This is a genomic window from Marinobacter sp. F3R11, assembly GCF_003318275.1.
In the GTDB taxonomy this organism is placed as follows: domain Bacteria; phylum Pseudomonadota; class Gammaproteobacteria; order Pseudomonadales; family Oleiphilaceae; genus Marinobacter.
On sequence record NZ_QOCH01000013.1, the window covers coordinates 102,447 to 125,465 of the forward strand.

The window sequence follows — 23,019 nt, forward strand, 5'->3', positions numbered from 1 at the left end:
TCCCCGAGGCTGCCTCACACTATGGCAGCCATGTAAAAGTGGCCTAATAACGTCGCTGGGATTTCTGGAACCAGGTTTTCGAGCCACCGGTAACTTCATCGATAATGCCCACGATACTGAGGTCGACAGGCGCGTGGCCCACGCTGTCTATAGACATGCGAGCAGAGCTGCCACCAACCACCAGTACCCATTCACCTTCCCCAGCGCCCAGCCGGTCAGCTGCAACCATGACCGGGCTTTCCTCTTTACCGTCCTGATCGATAAACTTGATCAACGCCAGCTTATCCATCCCCAACCGCTCGCTGCGGACAGTAGCAACGACTTGACCAATTACCTTTGCAAGTCTCATGGGATATCTTCCAGATCAGTTGGCTTTGGCCCTATGCCTTCTTGGCCGGGGCTGCCTTCCCCTGAGCTGCCGCCTTTCTCGGCACAATCGGGAATATGGCTTCCAGGTCCGCGTGTGGCCGTGGAATTACATGGACGGCGATCAGTTCACCAAGCCGCTGAGCTGCCGCGGCTCCTGCGTCTGTCGCAGCTTTACAGGCAGCAACATCACCTCTCACCAGAGCAGTGACGTAGCCATGGCCTATTTGCTCATAGCCCACCAGTTCAACCCTGGCCGCTTTAACCATGGCGTCAGAGGCTTCTATCAAAGCCGTCAGACCTTTCGTTTCAATAATGCCTAATGCTTCCATCATGCTGGTACCCTCTTGCCTTTCGGCTTGTTCTGAAGCCTGCTTCCAGACTGCGTTCATCTGAATAAACCTTTTTCACTGTTGCCTGATTGCCTCAGGCGTCGGATGAAGGCTGCCCGGTAGGAGTAATAGGGAATATGGATTCCAGATCTCCGTGCGGACGCGGAATCACGTGTACAGCCACCAGTTCACCCAGCCTCTGCGCTGCGGCTGCACCGGCATCCGTGGCTGCCTTACAGGCGGCTACATCACCCCGAACCATCGCAGTTACAAGGCCGCTACCAATCTGTTTGTAGCCAACAAGCTGAACTCTGGCTGCCTTGACCATCGCATCAGAGGCCTCAATCAGGGCGGTCAGGCCCTTTGTTTCAATAATTCCAAGTGCTTCGTTCATGGTTTGTTCTCCTCAGGGTGTCACTACTCATTGTTAACCAGGCACGACGCCACAATAGCGACGTCGACGATATCGTCGGCCGTGCAGCCTCGTGACAAGTCATGCATAGGTTTCGCTAATCCTTCCAGCATCGGACCCAGCGCCATGTAATGCCCCATGCGCTGGGCGACCTTATAAGCGATATTTCCAGCTTCAAGTGATGGAAATATCAGAACATTCGCATTGCCTTTCAAGGGGCTGTCTGGCGCCTTTTTCATGGCAACAGAAGGCACCACAGCGGCATCAAACTGCAGCTCACCATCAATAATCAGCGACGGCGCACGGGAGCGCGTCAGCTCAAATGCTTCCACGACCCGCTTTGCCGCAGGATGCTGTGAACTGCCTTTGGTAGAAAATGACAACAAGGCGACCCGCGCCTGCTCTCCTGTAAGCCTCTCAAAACTGCGAGCTGAGTCGATGGCTATGTCAGAAAGCTGTTCCACAGTAGGCTCCGGAATAACTCCCGCATCAGCAAACAATCTTATGTCGCTGCCATCGGGAGAGGACATGAGGAAAAATGAGGATACGGTTTTCTGCCCCCCAGCCGGGCCGATAACCCTTATGGCAGCCCGTATGACGTTGCCACTGGTCGAAATATTTCCGGCAATACAGATATCAGCCTGTTCGCGCTTTACCATCATGGCCCCGAAAAACAAGGGGTCGCTCATGAGCTCGCGGGCTTCTTTATCGTCTGTGCCCTCATTTTCTTCCTGATAAGTACTGATAAACGAATCCAGCCATGGGGAATGCAAAGGGTCAACAATTGCGAAACACTGCACAGCTATCCCCATCTGGTGAGCGTAATCCCGAAGCTCAAACGGGTTACCCAGCAAAATGGGTTGTGCCAGGCCTCGCTGCTGCAGCTCGTTTGCCGCATGCAAAACCCTCTCATCAAGAGCATCAGGAAAAACAATACGCCTGGGCGCTTTCCGGCATGCGTTCCGGCACTGCTCCATCACCCTGATCATGAAATCACTCCAATCTCGGGGAGTGATCCGGTTGTTTCAACCACAAGAACCATGAGCATCAACACATAAAGAGCACTACTCAGGCGATTAAGCCCCTGCACGATATCAGGTCGCGTGAGACTGAAACTGTCCGTCTGAAAGGCTTTGCAGGCCTCAACTTCTGCTTCCCGCGCCATGGCTCTGAGGACGTTCAGCAAGGACACATTCGGGCCATGAGACAATTCCGGAACTATGTGGTCGTGGCCAAGGTATTTCAAAGGGTGATGAGAGATCTCGTGGATGGTCTTATCGTCAAGATCACCCATACTGATCTCCGCCTGAGCCTCTCCTGTGACTTCGCTACGCAGAAGGTTGCCCATAAATGAACGCAGGTCTGCCAGCGAATGACACAGCGCCGGGTATTTTTCAAAACTGACGGCAAACTGGGTCTGTACCCAGACGGTCTGGGAAATCAGGGTATCAAGCTTGCCACGCAGCGCGATTCTTGGGTGCGTCTTGGGAACCAGCTGCTCACTGTCCAGCAACGTGAGCAACTCGGTTTTCTTTTCAACGTGGCTGTTGCACACAGCGCAACGGTTGCCAGGCCGCACATTCGCACTGGTGAGTGGGTGTACCGGAGTTTTCTCGCTAGCACCTGCATCCGCATCATCGGGAAGAAATACCCGGCCGTCATCGGCGATATACTTTATGCGGATCTTGCGCTCGGCCAGAAGCTGACTCGCAGAAGGGGTCAGCCTGGATCCCTCAGGCAGGTGCACCTCACTGCCATGGGCCAGGCCATGCTCGGCTCGCAAACTGGCTTCTGTTATCCAGGATGGCATCGATACGGCCCCTTTTATTGCGCTGACCAGTCCGCTGGATAGGTCACATACACAAACCGCACTTTCCCGGGCGATCCAAACTCAATAGATGCCCCCTTGGGTATAAAGAACACATCACCCGGCTTGCCAACGTGAGTTTTGTTGCCACAGGTAATGTGCAACTCACCGTCCAGCACCACATCAATTTCGTCGTAGTTCAGGGTCCAGGGAAAACTGCAGTTCTCCCATTGCATATAGCCAGCAGCAATAGAGCTGTTGTCAGCGGAACCGATTACGTCGGTCAGGCCAATAGGTTTGCCGCCTGCGCCATCAAACTTTCCGGGTTTAACGGAACTGCCACGCACAAGAACAACGCCATTGGGTGCTTTCTCGCGTTCACATGAAGGGCCAGCCTCATCCTGATGTTGCAACTCCTTCAGGGCCTTTTCGATCAACTGGTCAAGCAGAGCAGAATCCTGATGCCCGGCCGGCAACTTCGCTCTTACCGCTTCTTTGATAGACTGAAGATTATCCGGGCGGCTGCCTGCAAGGGAACCGCTGCTTTTTCGAGGTTCGATACCGGCCGCAACATCAATAATTTTAAGGCCGAGCTTTTTGGCAACATCACGCGCTTCCGGCGTAATGATGGTGCTCTGGGGAGAGATCTCAACGGAGGTTTCCCCGTTCTTGTGAAGCTCCTTTATTTTTTCAGCCGTAAACAAAGATTTCATAATCCGGCCCCTGTCAGGTTTATTTCAATATTCGCTTTCGCTGGCAACAGCCCGCTCTGCATGAGCTTCGCGGGCACCCGTACCGGCTTTCGATGTTTGTAAACTGATGAGAAAAGACCTCAGATCGGCAACACCCTCGCCGGTTGCTGTAGATGTCAAAAAATATGGAGGAGAAATATTATGATCTGCCAGTACCCGACAGGCAGATTCAGTATCAGCGTCCGGCAGATCCGTTTTGCTGACGACTCCGATAACCCGCTTGTCGGGATAGACCTGTAAAAGGCCAGGAGGCAAAGAAAAAGCTCTACTGTTGGCAGGCTGCAGGTACACAACCGTATCGATTTCCGCGATGGTGGATAACAAAGCACCATAGTATGCGGGGCGGCTGATGAACTCCCCTGGCGTGTCCACTATGTGACTGGGATGAAACACAACAGCCTGGGTTTTCAGCAGCTCGTCAGTGGATTCAAGCAGTGCGAGAGTGAGCGCTGTTTTTCCACTCCCGACATCACCCACCAGCACAAAATCTGCCAGATCAGGATGTACTAGATGCTCATTCACGTCCGGGTTGCCTGACATACGCTGTATCCCAGTGACGATTCCAATGTAGACAGAATCGCGTTTAATGCTTCTTCTACCGACCCAATACTTCCGGTAAGGACAAGTGCCCCCGAAAAACGATCCAGAAATCCAATTTTTACTGATGCGAACTTGGTTGCTACGTCTCCGGCGATGATGGCAGTTTCGCCTGGCGTCAGGGTAAGAATGCCAACGGCCTCTGCGTGCTCTACCCCGACCTTGTGACACAAATCTTCAGTAGGGTTCGCAAGCAAATGCGCCAGCGTTACCTGTTTGCCCGGAACATATTCCTGAATAATGCGTTCGATATCGGCTGATTTGCCAGAATTGCTCAAAGTCACTATAAACCGCTCCGCTTTTCAGGTGCCTTGGCACTTCGACAATCCAGAGAAGTAACCCGAACATACGGTTACATGATGTAACCTGAACATATGCTTATCCTAGACCAGCCCTGTTTAATTACCAGCTTCCATTACGCCAAGATGCGGAAGAATTGATGCCAGTCAAATTACAGCCGTGGATCAGACAGGGGGTTCCCGAGAGGGAAAAAAGTGAGGAGAGGCAGGAATGAATCAGACAAAAAAAAGGACCGCATCTCTGCGGTCCTACATAAGCTTCAATGTTCGAGCTTCAAGATATGGTGGGTCGTGATGGATTCGAACCATCGACCAATTGGTTAAAAGCCAACTGCTCTACCAACTGAGCTAACGACCCAAAACTAATGATCAGTGCCTGGACCCTGACCGACCCCGAGACAGCTCAGAAAATGCCTCGGGATACGAATATGGTGGGTCGTGATGGATTCGAACCATCGACCAATTGGTTAAAAGCCAACTGCTCTACCAACTGAGCTAACGACCCAAGCGAGGCGCATATAGTAATGATTTTTCCCCGACGATCAACCCTTTCAGGCCATGTTCTTCATTTTTTTTTGAATCTATCCGCCCTACCCCTGGTCTGAAGCCATAAATTTTCTGGCCAGACGAGCAGCATCGCTATCCGGGTAGTCACTAATCACCTGCTCCATCTGTCGACGAGCTTCTGCTTTTTTATCCAACCGATCCAGCGTGATGCCTAATTTGTAAACAGCATCAGGCGCCTTGCGATGATCCGCGTAACGGGTCGCTACAATTGAAAACGCCTGCCGGGCCTGTTCAAGCTGGGGCTTTACCAGATAGACTTCTCCCAACCAATAGTACGCATTCACCGTAAGATCCCCTTCCGGGTATTTATCGGTGAACTCATAAAGCTGGCTAATAGCTTCATCGTAGTTTTTCTGATTGTGGATAAGATCCTGAATGGCTTTGTACGCCTTTCGCTCTTCTGCACTGGGCTGGCGATATTCTCGTATCTCGGCTGCTACCGCCCCCCCGGTGTCTGCACCACCAACCGGTGAGTCTGCAGCCTGAGGCTGGGCCGAAATCTTCTCGGAGAGGTCGAGGATGCGCTGATCCAGATCGATATAACGATCTCTGCCCTGATCCTGCAGACGCTTTATAAGATGTCGTTGCTCTTCTGTTTCACCCTGAAGCCGCCGTACTTCGCCTTGCAACTGCTGGATCATGTAAAAAAGCTCAGACGTCGCCTGGCTGGAATTAGCCTTGCGCTGGGCCTCGGAAGCATTGCTCTGGAATGCTGGAGTCGATGATTGCGCCAGCGTTATTCCCGCCTGCCCAAGGGCAAGCGGGATAACAACTGCCGCCATGAGCTGCTTTCTCATGGAGTTAACCCGATGTTGTGTGTGCGTTTACTCGAATACGAGTTCCACACGACGATTCTGAGCCCATGCACTCTCTGATGAGCCCATCACCGCCGGCTTCTCTTCACCATAGCTTACGGTTTCCATCTGGCCCCGTGAAGCACCATTCACAATAAGGAAACGCTGAACGGCGTTCGCACGGCGCTCACCCAGAGCCAGGTTGTATTCCTTGGAACCACGCTCGTCACCATGACCTTCAAGCCGCACTTTCTGGCCGGGATTGCTGGACAGGTAGCGGGCGTGAGCCATCAGGACGTCCCGGGCTTCAGGCTTGATTTCAGAGGTGTCGAAATCAAAATAGAATGTTGTGATGCTCCGAAGGGCTTCCTGTTCAGCCTGCTGCTGAGCTTCCATCCGCTCTTCTTCAGTCATTGAGGACGAAGAAATCCCGCCTTGATCACTGCCGCCATATACGGTTGAGCCACCGTCCTGATCAATGGCCGCAACGTCAGAGCCGTAATCTCCTTCATCCATGTTTTCACCGGTCGTGCTACAGCCGGCAAAGAGGCCAGCGGAGAACAAAAGAGCAAGTACCTTGGTTTGAGCTGACAACTTCATAATCCCTTCCTTTCTGTTGGTTAACTTGGATTTCCGCTTTTCAGATGACTACCTTCGCACCCATCACCTACCGAACAATAGGCCCCCAGGCCGGATCGCGGACATCACCTTCCGACGCAGGCAGACTATACGCTGCACCGCCATCAGCGGAGATGACCGTCAGTACACTTTCACCACTTTGTTTGGTGGCATAAATCAACATACGGCCATTTGGCGACACACTGGGTGACTCATCGGACCCGGTACGGGTAAGAACCGTCTCCTCACCATTTTTCAGATTGGTACGGGCAATGGTGAATGCCCGGTCGCGCTGATGAACGTAATACACATAGTTGCCGGCATTATCCGGCCGTGGACGTGCGTTGTAACGGCTGCCAAATGTAATCCGCTGAGGTTCGGCGCCCGGCTTTTCCATGCGATAGATCTGGGGACCACCCGAGCGGTCAGATGTCAGGAATATCCCCTTACCCGAGCTGTCCCAGGCTGCTTCGGTATCTATCGCCCAGTGATTTGTGAGCTTCGTCAGCTTACGGGACTGAAGGTTCATCTCATAGACTTCAGCATTACCGTCTTTTGAAAGGGTCATCAGCATGGATTGCCCATCGGGGGACCAGGCCGGAGCCGAGTTCAGGCCGGGGAAATCTGCCACCTTGGTGCGCTTACCAGAACCAAGCTCATGAACAAAAATGACTGGCTTGCCGGTTTCAAACGAGACATAGGCCAACTTTTTGCCATCTGGAGACCAGGCTGGCGACAAAATAGGCTCTTTGCTCTCCAGCCGGATACGCGCACGCTTTCCATCGATATCGCTCACCTGCAACCGGTAGCGGGGCTGCCCGTTGGCCCTGTCGAGCGTTACATACGCCAGTTTGGTAGAGAAGGCACCGGGAACCCCTGTAATGGCTTCATACACTTTATCGCTGATGTGGTGGGCAAGTGAGCGCAAATTTGACGCCGGCGCAGAAGCCGTCTCACCGAGAATCCGTTCCTCACGGTTTACATCAAACAATTCGTAGCGGGCCTGCACCTTGTCACCGTTAAGTGTCAGCTCACCAACCAGTACATAACGTTGCCCAAGCAGCCGCCAGTCACGGAAATACACGTCTGACCGCTTTGACGGCAGGCTCAGCATTTTCTCGGGCGGCAAAGGCCGAAACTCACCACTCATGGCCAGGTCGGCCTGCACAATACTGCTTACCTTGTCACCCGCAGGCATGGTCCCGTTTTCTGCAAAGGGCACTACGGATACCGGAATCGCCGAATCGGCACCTTCAGTAACCCGGATCAGCAATTCGGCCTGGGTGTTTGTGACCACCAGAAACAGCATGGCAAGCAGGGAAAACAGTGCCTTTGAGGGCCTGAACGATATTCTCTGTATCATGGTGTTACCCGCTTCCTTATCACAATCTTCTTGGATTGAATTCAATCGTAAACTGACGGAAATAGGCTTCAAAGGTATCCCGCTCACTCGGCACTGGATACCGGCTCAATGACTTTGCCGCACTCAAAGCAGAATTATCAAAGGCAGTATTGCCACTGCTGCTTACAAGTTTTACACCTACCAACTCTCCGGTTGGCAGCAATGTAATCTGCAGCCGTGTTACCATCTCTTCTGTTGCTGAGGACGGCCAAAACCAAGCGTCCCTAAGCCGATCTCGGATTAGTCCCTGATATTTCTGACTCTCCGACAACATCTGCGCCTGCCGGGCCTTTGCAGCGGCAGCCTGTTCCTGGCGTCTGGCCTCTTCTGCCTGAGCTTTTCTGGCCTGTTCTGCCTGTGCCTCCAGTTGCTGCTCCCGCAGCCGACGCTCAGCTTCCTTCCGCTTGCGTTCAGCCTCTTTGCGTGCCAGCTCTTCCTGCTTCTTGCGTTCAGCTTCTTCTTTGCGCTGCCTTTCTTCTTCAGCCTTACGTTTGGCTTCCTGTTGGCGCTGTTTCTCTGCTTCAGCCTCGGCCTTTGCGCGCTCACGCTCTTTTGCCTCAGCTTCGGCTTTCTTGCGAGCAGCCTCTGCCTCACGGTCTTTCTGGGCCTTCAGTTCTTCAGCTTTTGCCTGCTGCCGCTTTTGTTCTTCAGCCTGACGCTCAGCCTCTTCGCGTTTTTTCTGCTCTGCGACCTTACGCGCCTCTTCTTCCTTCTGCTTCTGGAGTTTCTGAGCCTCGACCTGCTTCTGTCTTTCGAGCTCCTTCTGCTCCCGCTCCCGATCCGGCTGCTCTACCGGCTCAACAACCGGGCTCGGCTCCGGCTTCTGCTGAGTAATAAGTCGCGCGGAGATACTGCTCGGGGGCGGCTCCTGAATAGACGAAGACCAGGACCAACCGGCAAGCGCTACGCCAACTATCAGCAGGTGCAAAGCGACTGACAGTGCCACTGGTGATTTCCAGGGAGGCACTCCGGAGCTGGTAATTTCCCGTTCCTGACCTGTCACAACAATCCCGCCTGCCCTGATCTCACGTTTCGTCCGGGAGCGTGTCGGTGATCAGACCAATACTGGTTGCCCCCGCGCTCTGAAGAGCTGCCATCAAACGTACTACGGTTCCGTACTCTACATTCTGGTCACCGCGAACGAGAATGTCGCTGGACGCTCTCTGCGACAGAATCCTGGCTACCTGCTCACTCACTTCTGAAAGCGGCATAGGATCGCTACCTTTATCACCGACCTCAACATAATAGGCACCGTTAGCGTCAACGGAGACGACAATGGATTCCACATCCTTGTCTGCCTGAATCGGGTTGGAAGCGGTCTCAGGGAGATCGACTTTTACACCCTGGGTCAGCATGGGCGCTGTGACCATAAAGATAATCAACAGCACCAGCATCACGTCGATGTACGGAACAACATTGATTTCCGCCATCGGCTTACGCCGGTTCTCGGGCATCATTCCTATGCCTTTCATAGTGCTGCACTCCGACTGTTATCAGTAGGCGTCAATGTTCCCGTCACTACTCTGGGCCCCTGTCGGTACTTTTAGTGGCACTATGAACACGACGATGCAGAATGCTGGAGAACTCTTCGGCAAAGGTTTCATAATGCTTCAGAAGCGCATCTGACCTGGTCGAGAAACGGTTGTAGGCGATAACCGCAGGGATAGCTGCAAACAGCCCCATGGCTGTCGCAATAAGTGCTTCTGAGATACCGGGAGCCACCGTAGCCAGCGTAGCTTGCTGAACCTGTGCCAGGCCGCGAAATGAATTCATAATGCCCCAGACTGTACCGAACAGGCCGACATAGGGGCTTGTGGAGCCGACTGTAGCAAGAAACGGCAAATGGGCTTCAAGGCGCTCCTGCTCCCGGGAAAATGCGACCCGCATGGCCCTCTGAGTCCCTTCCATAACGGCATCGGCATCACGGCTTTGCTGACGCAGCCGGGAAAACTCTTTGAAACCTGCACGAAACAAGGATTCCATGCCAGAAAAAGGCGTAGGCTCAGCATTCACTTCACGATAGAGCTGCCCCAGATCCATGCCGGACCAGAAGCGCTCCTCAAACTCAAGCTGGGCCTGCCGGGCCTTACGAAATACCTGAGAGCGCTGAAATATCAGCGCCCAGGAAACCACCGATGCGGCTGCAAGTAACAACATAACAAGTTGCACCAGCACACCGGCGTTTGAGATCAGACTCCAGACTGACAATTCCGAATCCACCGCTTACTCCTGGCTTGTTCCGTGTTCTGTTTCAGGGTGCGGCCTGCTTTGCTCAAGCAAACCCCGCATATTATCCGGTAACCGTATAGGCCGCCCGCTGTCGAGGGCTACACAGGCTACTTTCACATTCGCTTCACACATCAGTTTGCGGTCCCGCACTCGCACAACCCGCTGCCTGAACTCCATCCAGACCCGGCCAAAGCCCACAGGTTCTGCTGTTACCACAAGTTCGTCATCAAGCCTCGCAGGTGCAGCGTAATGAATAGACAGACGCTGAACAACGTAGCTTATGTTCTCTGCCATCCCTGCCCTTAGCCCTACACCACAACTGCGCACCCACTCTGTACGGGCCCGTTCCATGTAGTGCAGATAGCGGGCATGAAAAACAATACCGCCGGCGTCCGTATCTTCGATATATACCCGGACAGGCCAGCCGAACTCCGCTGCCACTTCGCAGTCACTCAAGTGGGCCTCCTTCAGAACCTGAACCATCCCTGATAATCCCGAAATGCTCATATGCGTGGGATGTCACCATGCGCCCACGAGGGGTACGCAACATAAAACCCTGCTGAATCAGAAAAGGCTCAAGCACATCCTCAATAGTGCCCCGCTCTTCACTGATCGCTGCTGCAAGACTTTCAACACCCACCGGACCACCATCAAACTTCTCGATCATCGCCAAAAGCAAGCGCCTGTCCATATGGTCAAAGCCCTCATTGTCCACTTTCAGCATGTTCAGGGCCTGGTCCGCAATGCCTGCATTAATATGTCCGTCTGCCCTTACTTCTGCGTAATCTCTTACCCGACGCAGCAGGCGATTGGCTATCCGGGGCGTTCCTCTTGAGCGGCGGGCTATTTCATAGGCGCCCTCTTCATCTATATCAACGCCGGAAAGCCGTGCCGAGCGCACAATAATATGGGTGAGATCCGCAGTATTATAAAACTCCAGGCGCTGAACTATGCCAAAGCGATCCCGCAAGGGTGATGTCAGCAACCCCGCCCGGGTGGTTGCGCCAACAAGTGTAAAAGGTGGCAAATCGAGCTTTATTGAGCGAGCTGCCGGCCCCTCGCCAATCATGATATCCAGCTGGTAATCTTCCATGGCCGGGTACAGTATTTCTTCTACTACGGCGCTGAGGCGATGGATTTCGTCAATAAAAAGAACATCGCCCTCCTCAAGATTGGTCAGCATCGCAGCAAGATCCCCGGCTTTTTCAAGTACCGGCCCGGAGGTCGTCTTTATCGCCACATTCATCTCATTGGCAATAATATTGGCAAGTGTAGTTTTGCCGAGCCCCGGGGGACCAAAAATAAGGACATGATCCAGCGCTTCCCGGCGGCCACGGGCAGCGGAAATAAAGATGTCCATCTGCTCCCGTACTGCAGGCTGCCCCACGTACTCGGAGAGCAACGTGGGCCGGATGGCACGATCCTGAACTTCTTCGTTGTCACCGGCTCTGGCTGAGATCAGTCGGTCGGATTCAATCATGTATTCGTCCGTTTATCGGGAATCAATAGACCACCAGGCACGCAGAGAAGAACATCAATTGTACAAACAGCTCTCTGCGTGTCACGTTACGCTCTCTACAGGTTTGGCGCTATATAAGCGACACATTAAAGTCACGTCATCAAGCAGGGATCATATTTCTCAGGGCAAGCCGGATCAGGGTCTCGCTGGACATTCCCTCCTCTGCCACTTTAGCAATTGCCCGCTCCGCCTCCTGTGGCTTATACCCAAGTGCTATAAGCGCTGCCTCAGCTTCATCCGCAGGGCGGTGCGCACTGGTTACAGGCTGCGGAGTATCGGTTACTGAGCCGGCCGACGCAGGTATAAACTGTCCTTCCAGCTGTTTTATGCGATCTGCCATTTCAATCAACAGACGTTCAGCCGTTTTCTTTCCTACACCCGGAAGCTTCACCAACGACTGGATATCACGGCCTTCAACACAATGAATAAACTGCCGGGCATCAAGACCGGACAAAATGCCAATGGCCAGCTTCGGGCCGACACCATTCACTTTTATGAGAAGTCGAAACAAATCCCTGTCAAGCCGCAACGCGAAACCAAAAAGGCTCTGGGCGTCCTCGCGAACCGCAAAATGTGTATGAAGGGTAACTTCCTGCCCGGCTTCCGGCAGATGAAAGAATGTTGTGTAGGGGATGTCAACTTCATAACCCAGACCGCTGCATTCAACCAGCGCATGCCCGGGTGTTTTTTCGACAAGAATACCTCGGATACGACCTATCAAGAATGCCTCCTGCCGCTCCGCGGAGCAGTTTATTGTTGTCGCACTCGCCCGCTGCGAGCCTTACCCGCACCACCGGCTACTCTCAGAATGCTTTGATTCATGTGCGCATGGCACAGAGCGATTGCCAGAGCATCGGCTGCATCTGCCTGGGGTTTGCGGGAGAGTGACAGCAACACCTGAACCATGTGCTGCACCTGAGACTTGTCGGCACCGCCCTTTCCTACCACAGCCTGCTTGACCTGCCGGGCCGAGTATTCATGGACAGCCAGCCCACTGGTGGCAGCACCAACTATCGCAGCACCCCGAGCCTGCCCAAGCTTGAGGGCTGAATCGGGATTACGTGCCATAAAAACCTGTTCTATAGCGAATTCTTCTGGCCGGTATTCACCAATCAGACTAACCAGGCTCTGAAATATGATTCGCAGGCGCTCCGCCATGGGCTTTTCACCCACGCGGATGCACCCGCTGTCGATATATTCTATGTGCCGACCTTCAGCGCGGACAATACCGTAACCGGTGATCCTTGAACCCGGGTCAACACCCAGAATAATCGCCACATCACTGCCCTTTTTACTTTTCGCCGGTGTCGGACGTGTTACCTTCTGCTGTCTTTACGGGCTTGCGAAGACGGATATGCAGTTCACGCAGCTGTTTTTCATCCACAGCACCTGGTGCCTGAGTCATCAGACAGGTCGCGCTCTGGGTTTTCGGGAAGGCAATCACATCGCGAATCGAGCTGGAACCGGTCATCAGCATAATCAAACGATCCAGACCGAAGGCCAGGCCGCCGTGAGGCGGGCACCCATACTTGAGCGCATCAAGCAGGAACCCGAATTTGGCGCGGGACTCTTCCTCACTGATGCCCAGAATGCGGAACACTTCCTCTTGCATCTGTTCGCTGTGAATACGAATGGAACCACCACCCAGCTCAGTACCGTTCAGAACCATGTCATAGGCACGGGACAAAGCCTTTTCCGGGTTTTCAGCCAACTCTTCCGGGGTGCAACTTGGCGCCGTGAACGGGTGATGGATGGCAGTAAGACCTCCATCCGGCAGTACTTCAAACATCGGGAAGTCTACGACCCACATCGGAGCCCAGTCGCAGGTCAGCATATTCAGGTCGTGACCAACCCGAATACGCAGCGCTCCCAGGGCTTCGTTAACGACGGTGGTCTTATCCGCACCAAAGAACACAATATCGCCGTCTTCAGCACCCGTACGCTCCATGACCGCCATGGCCACATCGGCACCCAGGAATTTGACGATTGGCGACTGCAGGCCTTCTACGCCTTTCGCCAGTTCGTTCACCTTGATGTAAGCGAGACCTTTCGCTCCATAGACACCAACAAATTTGGTGTATTCGTCAATCTGCTTGCGGCTCAGCTCACCACCTTTTGGAACACGCAGTGCTGCTACGCGACCTTTCGGGTCCTTCGCCGGGCCGGCAAATACTTTGAAATCGACACCGGCGACCAGATCCCCAACATCCTGCAGCTCCAGCGGAATGCGCAGATCGGGCTTGTCACTACCGAAACGATCCATGGCTTCGGAATAAGGCATACGCGGAAAGGCCGGAAGTTCCACACCCATGACGTCTTTGAACAAAGCGCGAATCATGCCCTCATTGAGGTTCATGAGATCTTCTTCATTGATAAATGAGGCTTCGATATCTACCTGAGTAAACTCAGGCTGACGATCAGCCCGCAGATCTTCATCACGGAAGCACTTGGCAATCTGGTAGTAGCGATCAACACCTGACACCATCAACATTTGCTTGAAAAGTTGAGGCGATTGCGGAAGCGCGAAAAAAGAACCTTCATGGGTACGACTCGGCACCAGGTAATCACGGGCACCCTCTGGTGTCGCGCGGGTCAGGATGGGGGTTTCCACATCCATGAAACCGTTACTGTCGAGATAGTTGCGGATGTAGCTGGTCACCCGTGAACGGAAACGCAGGCGGTTGAGCATTTCCGGCCGACGCAGGTCTACAAAGCGATAGCGCAGACGCACATCCTCGCCCACGTCCACATGCTCGTCCAGCGGGAACGGAGGCGTAGCGGCGGCGTTCAGGATTGTAACTTCCTTACCGAGCAACTCAACCTGGCCTGTCGGCATGTTGTTATTCTCAGTGCCCTCCGGGCGACGACGCACGCGCCCTGTGACCTTTACAACAAATTCACTGCGCACTTTTTCGGCAAGCGCAAAGCTTTCAGGGGTATCCGGGTCTACCACAACCTGGGATATGCCATCCCGGTCTCGCAGATCCAGGAAGATAACCCCACCATGGTCACGGCGGCGGTGTACCCATCCGCAAAGTGTAACTTCCTGATCGATGTGGGATTCATTGATCCCACCGCAATAGTGACTGCGCATACCGGTTCCCGTTGTATCTGGTGTCTGATGTTTACGTAACTGTCTGAAAAAACTGGCAGGTGCCTAGGCACCCAGGCCGACTCACTGCCAATTCAAATCTGGCCCGCCAAAGAAGCAGGAACCATACTGGAAAAGCGGCTTATTATAAACATAATGGCAGCGAAAATCAGGCTTGTTTACCATGGGACAAGGGCCAGGGATAATCTGGTTGCAACTGCCATCAGCGGTTCCCTCCCGGGTAACAGACCGCTAGACTATCGCGCTCACGCCTTATCGGAGCCGCCACATTGCCAACCAGAGCTGAGCAGAAACGCCTCACCCGCCGTACTTTGATGGACGCCGCACTCGGCCAGCTGAGCGCTGACCGGGGCTTCGGAAGCCTGAGCCTGCGCGAAGTGGCGCGGGAAGCCGGTATCGCGCCAACGTCATTTTACCGCCACTTTGCTGATCTCGATGAGCTGGGGTTGGTGCTGGTTGATGAGGGTGGCGTTGCTTTGCGCCAACTCATGCGGCAGGCACGCAAGAGAATCGCCCGGGATGGAAGCGCTATCTCAACCTCAGTGGAGACATTCATGGAATATCTTGGCAACAATGCCAACCTGTTCCGGCTGATGCTCCGGGAACGGACCGGCGGCTCCAAACCCTTCCGTACAGCCATTAAAGCCGAGATTGATCATTTCGTAACAGAGTTGGCTGACGACCTTCGGCGCTTTGCGGAAGAACAGAACAAACCTTTGTCTGATGCACGAGTCGTTGCCGAAGCTATGGTCACGCTGGTATTCAACCAGGGCTCAGACGCGCTGGATGCCACGCTCAAAGAGCGGGAGGAGCTGAAAGCCAAACTGAAAACCGAACTCAGGATGATCCTGATCGGCTCCCAGATGATGGCCAAACATGCCTCAATCCGGTAATCAGCACTGACGAAGAAGGGCTCAGGCAATAATCAGTTGTGACAGCACAGGTGCCAGAGATCGTTTGACCTCCGCCAGCCCGGCTTCATCATAAGGAACTGGCGGCTGCTTACCCCATACAGGGCCTGGCCATGCAGGATCACCCTCAAAACGGACAATATGGTGCAAGTGCAGCTGGGGAACCATGTTTCCCAGCGCCGCCACGTTCATCTTGTCGCCGCTAAATACTTCCATCATCCCACGACCAAGCGCGGAGGATTCCTGCACCAGCTGGCTCTGCTGCTCCGGGTTCAGTTCGTAGATTTCACGAATGCCGGCGAGTGCCGGCACCAGCAATACCCAGGGCCAGGTTTTATCATTCATCAGCCGGATTTCACATAAGCGACTCCGGCCCAGACTGATCGTATCTGCAGCCAACCGCTCGTGAAGACAGAATTTCTGACCCTGAGTCATGGTCGCACCCTGTTCTCGTTCAATCACAGTGGAACTGATTACGGCCGCGACCGATGGCGTAATAAATCAGACCGTGACGTTCGAGCATCTCCGGTTCATAAAGGTTACGCCCGTCAAATACTGCTGGCTCACGCAATGTTGACGCGATAGCCGCAAAATCAGGTGAGCGGAACTCTTTCCACTCTGTACAGATTACCAGTACATCCGCACCCCGAAGCGCCTGCTCTTTTGTACCACAAAGCACAAGGCCTTCGCGGTCGCCGTAAATACGCTGGGTCTCTTCCATGGCTTCCGGATCGAATGCCTGAACAGACGCGCCAGCACTCCACAAATCTTCCATCAGTGTCCGGGCCGAAGCTTCACGCATGTCGTCGGTATTTGGCTTGAATGCCAGCCCCCAGACTGCTACCACCTTGCCCTTAAGATCACCGCAGAAATAATGACTGACTTTGTCGAAAAGCACATGCTTCTGGGCGTAGTTAACTGTCTCTACAGCATTCAGCAAATGCGCTTCGTAGCCACAATCACTAGCCGTGCGCGCCAGAGCCTGCACATCCTTGGGGAAACAGGAACCACCGTAGCCACAGCCCGGGTAGATAAAGTGGTAGCCGATACGCGGGTCGGAACCTATACCACGTCGAACCGCCTCAATATCGGCACCCAGGCGCTCGGCGAGGTTCGCAATCTCGTTCATGAAGCTGATTTTAGTGGCCAGCAACGAGTTTGCAGCGTACTTGGTCAGTTCTGCTGACCGGATGTCCATGAAAATCATGCGGTCATGGTTACGATTGAACGGGTAATAAACTTCACGAAGTACGTCCGCCGCTCTGTCGCTGTCGGTTCCGATGATGATGCGGTCCGGCTTCATGAAATCGTTGATCGCCGCGCCTTCTTTAAGAAACTCAGGGTTGGAGACCACATCGAACTCAAGCTCCAGACCACGATGATCGAGCTGGGCCCGGACTGCCGCCTTGACCTTGTCGCCAGTGCCGACCGGCACCGTAGACTTATCTACGATGACCTTGTAATCATCCATGTACTGACCGATAGACTTGGCAACCGCCGTTACGTACTGCAGATCGGCGGAACCGTCTTCATCCGGTGGTGTGCCCACTGCGATGAACTGGAGAACCCCGTGCTGAACGGCTTCCTCTACATCCGTGGTGAATGCCAGGCGCCCTGCTTCAAACGTATGCTTTACGATGTCGTCCAGCCCGGGTTCGTAAATAGGGATCTGACCATTCTTGAGTTTGTCGATCTTGGCCTGATCAACATCCATGCAAAGTACGTCATGGCCAACGTCGGCCAGACAGGCCCCAGTCACAAGCCCGACATAACCGGTACCAAAAATCGTTATCTTCATCCTTTAAATCCCGATATCTATAATATTTAAAAAAAGTTTTTAGTGACTGCCCGCAGCTTTTTTCTTCTGCCAGATTGCTTCCCAGGCCAACGCAGTGCCGACAATCGTTTCCAGATCGTCGTAAACGGGCTGCCAGCCGAGAGTCTTTTTAATCAGTGTATTGTCTGCCATCAGGGCAGCAGGATCACCAGCACGACGCCCCGCTTCCTCTACAGGAAATTCAACCCCAGACTGCTTGCGCACCATGTCTATGACTTCCCGGACGGTAAAGCCACGACCATAGCCACAGTTCATGACTTTTGAGTCTCCGCCGCCGGCCATGTAATCAAGAGCCATTACGTGGGCGCTGGCGAGATCTTCCACATGGATGTAATCGCGAACACAGGTGCCATCACTGGTATCGTAATCTGTACCGAAAATGCTCATCCCGTCACGCTGCCCGGTCACACATTCACAGGCTACCTTGATAAGGTGGGTCGCTTCAGGGGTCGCCTGGCCAAGCAGTCCGTCGGGATTTGCGCCGGCCACATTGAAGTAGCGCAAAACAACGTAATTCAGGTTGGACGCAGCGGCGAGATCCATGATCATCCGCTCACTCATCATTTTCGACGCGCCATAGGGATTGATCGGCGCAAGCGGTAAGTTTTCAGTGAGAACCGTCTGCTCCGGCGTGCCATAAACCGCAGCGGTTGAGGAAAATACCATATAAGGCACTTTGAACTTCTCGACAGCCTTGAGCAGATTCAGCGTATTGCGAGTATTGTTGCTGTAGTACTTGAGCGGGTTCTCGACAGATTCCGGAACCACAATATTGGCAGCAAAGTGGAGAACCGCCTCGAACTGGTGATTTGAAAAGACCTGATCAATATCGGCTTCGTTCGCAAGATCACCGACAACCAGCTCTCCCGCCGTCACTGCCCAGCGGTAGCCAGTCGAAAGATTATCGAAAACGACAATATCATGTCCGGCCTCTGCCAGTTGGCGAACAACATGGCTACCAATGTACCCGGCCCCGCCGGTCACTAAAACTTTCACGCAGAATTACTCCTTCCCTGAACCTTGTTGTCGCCGCTGCCGGATCTCGGCCCGCCGGCGGCTGAAAAATTCGCTAAGCACCCGGCCGCAATCTTCCTGCAGGATGCCCCCGACCGCTTCTACCTGCCAGTTCAGATGGGGCTCATCCAATGTACGCCGGGTAGATTCAACCGCGCCGGATTTGGGTTCGCAGGCCCCATAAACAACCCGGCTGATACGGCTGTGAACAATAGCACCGACGCACATGGTGCAGGGCTCCAGCGTGACATAAAGAGTTGCTCCAGTCAGCCGGTAATTACCTACCCTTGCAGCCGCATCGCGCAAGGCACATATCTCCGCATGGGCTGTCGGATCACACCCGGAGATTGGCGAGTTAAAACCTGTCCCGATTTCTTTGCCATCACGCACAACAACGGCACCGACAGGGACCTCATCCTGGGATGCGGCCCGTTCCGCCAGAGTCAGTGCACGTCGCATCCAGTAATTATCGTCTTTGTCTAACCCTGGCATAACACGGCTCTGCTGAAAACTTCGGGAGGCGGATGGCCTGCTGGTGAGGCTTTGAAGGGGCATAAAAATACCATTATTCGCTTTTATTACCAAGCAACCCCGTAGACGCCCAACTCTTTTGTAAACGGCCCCGCCATCAAGTTTGATCTTGACCTGGGTCATGGAAACCATGCCCGGTCCATATCAAGTTGGGATAGCAACATATGAGGTTTGGCAGCTTTGTACCCTAAAGAGGAGAAAGTGACATGAAAGCATTGGTATATCATGGCCCGGGCAAGCGCAGCTGGGAAGACAAGCCTCAGCCTGCGATCGAGAAACCTACGGATGCAGTGGTTCGCATCACTCATACCACCATCTGCGGTACTGACCTGCACATTCTCAAAGGTGATGTCCCTGCAGTAGAAGAAGGCCGGATTCTGGGCCACGAAGGCCTGGGTGTTGTTGAGGAAGTCGGTGATGGCGTAAGCAACATCAAGGTTGGGGACGAGGTACTGATATCCTGCGTCACGTCCTGTGGTCGCTGCGACTACTGCAAACGTGGAGTTTACGCCCATTGTCGTGATGGCGGATGGATTCTCGGCCATCTGATCGACGGTACTCAGGCCGAGTATGTACGCATCCCCCATGCGGATAACAGCCTGTATGTGGTGCCCAAGGATATGGATCGTGCTGCGGCCGTCATGCTCAGCGACATTCTGCCCACCGGGCATGAAATCGGCGCCCTGAACGGCGAGGTCAAGCTCGGAGACACTGTCGCCATCGTCGGCGCAGGTCCTATAGGGCTGGCTGCACTGATAACCTCCCGTTTCTATTCCCCGGCGCGGATCATCATGATCGATCCGGACGAAAACCGTCTGGCCATGGCAAAAATGCTTGGCGCTACTGACACCATAGCCCGGGATCCGATTGAAGCGATAAAAGAGCTGACCAATGGTGAAGGCGTCGACGTAGCCATGGAAGCCGTAGGCATTCCTGAAACCTTTGATATCTGCCAGGATATTATTCGCGCCGGCGGCCATATCGCCAATATCGGCGTGCACGGCAAGAGCGTTGAATTCAAGCTGCAGGACTTGTGGATCAAGAACATCACCCTGCGCACTGGCCTGGTGAACACCGACACCATCCCTGTATTGATGCGGTTCGTTGAAAGCGGCGGCGTCAAGCCTGCAGACCTGGTGACCCACCGCTTCAAGCTAGACGATATCGAAAAAGCTTACGACATCTTCAGCAATGCGGCTAAAGAACAGGCGATCAAGATGCTGTTGACCGCCGAGTAAGGGATACCTGCATCCACTCGCATCCTGAACCGCGCGGGGGATTACCCGCGCGGTGTCATCAGGAACGGGATACATGCTCAATACCAGGGCAGTTTCGGCCGCTTACGGAATTATCCCGGTTTATTGGCCGGAACCATTCGGACCACCTTGCCTTGCTGGTGGCCGCCCTTCCGGAGCACAGGCCAAGCCTTCTTCATCCCGTGGTAAAACAATACACGACCCGCTTATTTCCTCACCGCGCCGACCAGCGAAGCTGCACTTATCCCCTTCAGAAAGGTCTGCACAGGCGTCAATGGCTTCAGCTGGTGGGCCTTGCGGCCTGGTACGCTCTCCTGAAGCCGTACATGATACGGATGCAAGTGCCATCGCCCCGAAAACAAGCGCTGTGAAAAATCTGGTCTTACCGTTGTTCGGTGACATGTCAAACTCTCTCCTGGTTTTGCTGTAGAGGTGCTCAGTCTGGCTAATAAGTAAGAAGGAACTATGGAGGAATTATGGAGAACTCATGGAGATTCAGACGCGTCAGTTTTCATCATTCAATCTTATAACCCACACCGTAGGTAGAATGAATAACCTCTTCATCCCCCATAGCCCGGGAAAGTTTTTTACGCAGATTCTTTATGTGGCTATCGATAGTACGATCACTGACGACCCGGTCGTCATGATAGCTTGACCGCATAAGGCTTTCCCTCGAATACACTCTGCCGGGGTGGGACAACAAGGTCTGCAGCATACGGAATTCCACCGGCGTCAGATCCAGCTCTTCATCCCCGACCTGGCACAGAAAGCGGTCGGGGAACAGAGAAATACCGCGATATTCAACTATGTCGCGGGTACCCGAAACCGGAGGCTGGTTCACCCGCCGAAGAATGGTACGCACCCGTGCAACTACCTCACGGGGTAAAAAGGGTTTGCAGACATAGTCATCCGCTCCCATCTCCAGGCCAAGCAACCGATCGATTTCATCCACCCGGGCTGTGAGCATCAGAATCGGTACAGAGGAAAACTGTCTTACCTCTCTGCAAATGCTTAAACCATCCTTTCCCGGCAGCATCAGGTCCAGTATTACAAATGCAGGGTTACCAGCCTTGATCACCGCGACGGCATCAGAGCCATCGTTCAATACACGGGTTTTAAAACCATCCTTCTCCAGATAGTCGACGAGTATCTGCGCGATCTTATCCTCATCTTCCACGATGATAATTGTCTGGTCAGTCATTTCATGTCCCGGCAGTGATTGGAAAAACCAACTCGATACACAAGCCACCCAGTTCAGACGGAGTCGCTGTAATGGTTCCTTGATGGGCTTCCACGATATTCCGGCAGATCGCCAGCCCGAGGCCCACCCCTGCAATACGACGACTGCGGGATACCTCATGACGATAGAGTGGCTCAAACAGCTTTTCGCATTCATCGACATCCACACCTGGTGGCGTGTCCTGAATTCTGACAACTATCCTGGTTCCCCTTCGGGCCAGCGTAATGTCTATTCGCCCCGGAGAATCTGTGTACGCCAGCGAGTTTTCCAGCAGATTGATGAACAACTGATCCAGGCGCTGACTATCACCACTTATCATTTTATCCGTCTCACCACTGACTTGCAGGTCGATGCCCTTATCAGTAGCCCGCCCGCGGATTCCATCAACCGCGGCGGTCACGCGCTGCATGAGATCCACCGGAGCAAATGAATAACGCAAGCCACCGATATCGGATACGGAGAGCTCATAAAGATCATCAATCAGACGACGCAGGCGTGAAACTTCCTGATCCAGCGAGAGAATCTGAGCCATATCCAGGGGCCGGATACCATCCTTCATGGTTTCAATCTCACCTATGAGTACCGTAACCGGTGTGCGCAACTCGTGGGAGATACTGGCAAGCCAGCGTTGGCGGGAGGACCTGCTTTCTTCCAGTTTGTGGGCCAGCCTGTCCAGATCACCCATCAACTGGCCTAACTCATCGGCTCTGTGCTCATTGAGCCGAACGGCATAATCACCACTCGATAACTGAGCAATAGCCGAAATCGCACGACGGATCGGAGCCAGCAGTACCCGGGTCAGCAACAATGAAACCACGAGCGCCAGCATCAGGGAGACAATCCCGATCAGGCCACTGGTTACCCACTGTTGCCGGGAAAATGCGGTTTCCTGCGGTAAGCTGAAGTGACGTCTGGGAGCACTGCGTAACTCACCTACCGGCTCGCCATCAACCAGCACCGGTACCCTGATGGGCCTGGTCTCGGCTGCAGACGGGAGAGAGCCTGCAATTAACTCTCCCTGAGTGGTATACAAGGCGGTGGGCGGCCCAAGTTCCCGGGCCCACTCCATGCCTGCGGGATACGAAGGCACTGTACCCGGAACCGACAACATCAAACCCCGTGGCGGTGGTCTGCCCATGCTTACTGCTTCTTCCAGATTGGCCGGCGCATGTTCCCACAGGATTCCCTCAAACCGTTGCCGGTTCATCCCGGACCAGGAGTTCCCGGCATCCGCATACTCCCGGGACAAGCTGGCCGCGACCAGCTTCAGTCGTGATTCCTCCAGAGCATTGACATAATCAAGGAACCCCTGTTCGAAGCTCCAGCGCGCAAGGCCAAGGGTTGATATCAGTATTACCAGGGTCAGCCCCAGAAACGACAGGATCAGTTTTTTCGAAATAGATAGCTTCATTCCAGCGGTCACA

Annotated in this window: 27 protein-coding genes and 2 tRNA genes; 2 read left to right on the forward strand and 27 right to left on the reverse strand. The window is 53.9% G+C overall.

Annotated elements, in window-relative coordinates; genetic code table 11:
- Positions 1-43 precede the first annotated feature (43 nt).
- The 21 genes from DS878_RS05425 to aspS all read right to left on the reverse strand — a co-directional run bounded on the left by DS878_RS05425 (position 44) and on the right by aspS (position 14,788).
- A complete protein-coding gene (locus tag DS878_RS05425) occupies positions 44-349 on the reverse strand; it encodes a EutN/CcmL family microcompartment protein (RefSeq protein ID WP_113814968.1) in 306 nt (101 codons plus the stop codon).
- 31 nt (positions 350-380) lie between these two features.
- Positions 381-701 carry an ethanolamine utilization microcompartment protein EutM gene (gene eutM, locus DS878_RS05430; RefSeq protein WP_148707073.1) on the reverse strand — a complete coding sequence of 107 codons (321 nt, stop codon included), beginning with the start codon at positions 699-701 and terminating at the stop codon, positions 381-383.
- Positions 702-792: 91 nt separating this feature from the next.
- Complete coding sequence (gene eutM / locus DS878_RS05435; RefSeq protein ID WP_113814969.1) at positions 793-1,092, reverse strand: ethanolamine utilization microcompartment protein EutM; 300 nt, start codon at positions 1,090-1,092, stop codon at positions 793-795.
- A 23-nt stretch (positions 1,093-1,115) separates the two neighbouring features.
- Positions 1,116-2,099 carry a phosphate acetyltransferase gene (gene pta, locus DS878_RS05440; RefSeq protein WP_187298741.1) on the reverse strand — a complete coding sequence of 328 codons (984 nt, stop codon included), beginning with the start codon at positions 2,097-2,099 and terminating at the stop codon, positions 1,116-1,118.
- Entirely contained in the window at positions 2,096-2,920 is an 825-nt protein-coding gene (eutT, locus tag DS878_RS05445; RefSeq protein ID WP_113814970.1) for an ethanolamine utilization cob(I)yrinic acid a,c-diamide adenosyltransferase EutT, read from the reverse strand. The genes pta and eutT overlap by 4 nt, the downstream gene beginning before the upstream one ends.
- Before the next feature lie 14 nt (positions 2,921-2,934).
- Complete coding sequence (eutQ, locus tag DS878_RS05450; protein WP_113814971.1) at positions 2,935-3,630, reverse strand: ethanolamine utilization acetate kinase EutQ; 696 nt, start codon at positions 3,628-3,630, stop codon at positions 2,935-2,937.
- 24 nt (positions 3,631-3,654) lie between these two features.
- On the reverse strand, positions 3,655-4,209 hold the full coding sequence (locus DS878_RS05455; RefSeq protein WP_261977613.1) for a EutP/PduV family microcompartment system protein: 555 nt from the start codon (positions 4,207-4,209) through the stop codon (positions 3,655-3,657).
- Positions 4,188-4,550, reverse strand: coding sequence for an ethanolamine utilization microcompartment protein EutS (eutS, locus tag DS878_RS05460; protein WP_113814972.1), 363 nt, complete (start codon positions 4,548-4,550; stop codon positions 4,188-4,190). The genes DS878_RS05455 and eutS overlap by 22 nt, the downstream gene beginning before the upstream one ends.
- A 297-nt stretch (positions 4,551-4,847) precedes the next feature.
- Positions 4,848-4,923, reverse strand: a tRNA-Lys gene (locus DS878_RS05465).
- A gap of 71 nt (positions 4,924-4,994) precedes the next feature.
- Positions 4,995-5,070: transfer RNA gene (locus DS878_RS05470), tRNA-Lys, on the reverse strand.
- Positions 5,071-5,155: 85 nt separating this feature from the next.
- Positions 5,156-5,929 carry a tol-pal system protein YbgF gene (gene ybgF / locus DS878_RS05475; protein ID WP_113814973.1) on the reverse strand — a complete coding sequence of 258 codons (774 nt, stop codon included), beginning with the start codon at positions 5,927-5,929 and terminating at the stop codon, positions 5,156-5,158.
- 27 nt (positions 5,930-5,956) lie between these two features.
- Positions 5,957-6,526 carry a peptidoglycan-associated lipoprotein Pal gene (gene pal / locus DS878_RS05480; RefSeq protein ID WP_113814974.1) on the reverse strand — a complete coding sequence of 190 codons (570 nt, stop codon included), beginning with the start codon at positions 6,524-6,526 and terminating at the stop codon, positions 5,957-5,959.
- A 67-nt stretch (positions 6,527-6,593) separates the two neighbouring features.
- Positions 6,594-7,853: a Tol-Pal system beta propeller repeat protein TolB gene (tolB, locus tag DS878_RS05485; RefSeq protein WP_410003465.1), complete on the reverse strand. Its 1,260-nt coding sequence runs from the start codon at positions 7,851-7,853 to the stop codon at positions 6,594-6,596.
- Between the two features lie 73 nt (positions 7,854-7,926).
- Positions 7,927-8,892 carry a cell envelope integrity protein TolA gene (tolA, locus tag DS878_RS05490; protein ID WP_113815429.1) on the reverse strand — a complete coding sequence of 322 codons (966 nt, stop codon included), beginning with the start codon at positions 8,890-8,892 and terminating at the stop codon, positions 7,927-7,929.
- 79 nt (positions 8,893-8,971) lie between these two features.
- Positions 8,972-9,418 (reverse strand): protein TolR, encoded by a 447-nt coding sequence (tolR, locus tag DS878_RS05495; RefSeq protein WP_113814976.1) that lies wholly within the window; start codon positions 9,416-9,418, stop codon positions 8,972-8,974.
- Between the two features lie 46 nt (positions 9,419-9,464).
- Positions 9,465-10,166, reverse strand: a complete 702-nt coding sequence (gene tolQ, locus DS878_RS05500) for a protein TolQ (protein WP_113814977.1) — start codon at positions 10,164-10,166, stop codon at positions 9,465-9,467.
- Positions 10,167-10,169: 3 nt separating this feature from the next.
- Positions 10,170-10,631: a tol-pal system-associated acyl-CoA thioesterase gene (ybgC, locus tag DS878_RS05505; protein ID WP_261977614.1), complete on the reverse strand. Its 462-nt coding sequence runs from the start codon at positions 10,629-10,631 to the stop codon at positions 10,170-10,172.
- Complete coding sequence (gene ruvB, locus DS878_RS05510) at positions 10,624-11,655, reverse strand: Holliday junction branch migration DNA helicase RuvB (RefSeq protein WP_113814979.1); 1,032 nt, start codon at positions 11,653-11,655, stop codon at positions 10,624-10,626. The genes ybgC and ruvB overlap by 8 nt, the downstream gene beginning before the upstream one ends.
- A 139-nt stretch (positions 11,656-11,794) precedes the next feature.
- Positions 11,795-12,415, reverse strand: a complete 621-nt coding sequence (gene ruvA, locus DS878_RS05515; RefSeq protein ID WP_113814980.1) for a Holliday junction branch migration protein RuvA — start codon at positions 12,413-12,415, stop codon at positions 11,795-11,797.
- A 29-nt stretch (positions 12,416-12,444) separates the two neighbouring features.
- Positions 12,445-12,972, reverse strand: a complete 528-nt coding sequence (gene ruvC, locus DS878_RS05520; RefSeq protein WP_113814981.1) for a crossover junction endodeoxyribonuclease RuvC — start codon at positions 12,970-12,972, stop codon at positions 12,445-12,447.
- 13 nt (positions 12,973-12,985) lie between these two features.
- The gene (aspS, locus tag DS878_RS05525) at positions 12,986-14,788 is read right to left on the reverse strand and encodes an aspartate--tRNA ligase (RefSeq protein ID WP_113814982.1); all 1,803 of its coding nucleotides are present in this window, start codon (positions 14,786-14,788) and stop codon (positions 12,986-12,988) included.
- 287 nt (positions 14,789-15,075) lie between these two features.
- Between aspS and fabR the strand changes: the two genes are divergently transcribed.
- Entirely contained in the window at positions 15,076-15,699 is a 624-nt protein-coding gene (fabR, locus tag DS878_RS05530; RefSeq protein ID WP_113814983.1) for an HTH-type transcriptional repressor FabR, read from the forward strand.
- 21 nt (positions 15,700-15,720) lie between these two features.
- On the opposite strand, the gene DS878_RS05535 is transcribed toward fabR, so the two are convergent.
- The 4 genes from DS878_RS05535 to tadA are packed head-to-tail and all read right to left on the reverse strand — an operon-like array spanning position 15,721 to position 19,060.
- The gene (locus DS878_RS05535; protein ID WP_113814984.1) at positions 15,721-16,152 is read right to left on the reverse strand and encodes an HIT domain-containing protein; all 432 of its coding nucleotides are present in this window, start codon (positions 16,150-16,152) and stop codon (positions 15,721-15,723) included.
- Between the two features lie 19 nt (positions 16,153-16,171).
- On the reverse strand, positions 16,172-17,515 hold the full coding sequence (locus DS878_RS05540; RefSeq protein ID WP_113814985.1) for a UDP-glucose dehydrogenase family protein: 1,344 nt from the start codon (positions 17,513-17,515) through the stop codon (positions 16,172-16,174).
- A gap of 39 nt (positions 17,516-17,554) precedes the next feature.
- Complete coding sequence (gene galE, locus DS878_RS05545) at positions 17,555-18,550, reverse strand: UDP-glucose 4-epimerase GalE (protein WP_113814986.1); 996 nt, start codon at positions 18,548-18,550, stop codon at positions 17,555-17,557.
- A gap of 6 nt (positions 18,551-18,556) precedes the next feature.
- Positions 18,557-19,060 (reverse strand): tRNA adenosine(34) deaminase TadA, encoded by a 504-nt coding sequence (gene tadA, locus DS878_RS05550; RefSeq protein ID WP_113815430.1) that lies wholly within the window; start codon positions 19,058-19,060, stop codon positions 18,557-18,559.
- Positions 19,061-19,305: 245 nt separating this feature from the next.
- On the opposite strand from tadA, the gene DS878_RS05555 reads away from it, so the two are divergent.
- Complete coding sequence (locus DS878_RS05555; protein ID WP_113814987.1) at positions 19,306-20,337, forward strand: zinc-dependent alcohol dehydrogenase family protein; 1,032 nt, start codon at positions 19,306-19,308, stop codon at positions 20,335-20,337.
- Between the two features lie 532 nt (positions 20,338-20,869).
- Here DS878_RS05555 and DS878_RS05565 read toward each other — a convergent pair.
- Positions 20,870-21,556, reverse strand: a complete 687-nt coding sequence (locus DS878_RS05565) for a response regulator (RefSeq protein ID WP_113814989.1) — start codon at positions 21,554-21,556, stop codon at positions 20,870-20,872.
- Between the two features lies 1 nt (position 21,557).
- The gene (locus DS878_RS05570) at positions 21,558-23,006 is read right to left on the reverse strand and encodes an ATP-binding protein (protein WP_222837441.1); all 1,449 of its coding nucleotides are present in this window, start codon (positions 23,004-23,006) and stop codon (positions 21,558-21,560) included.
- Positions 23,007-23,019: the final 13 nt, after the last annotated feature.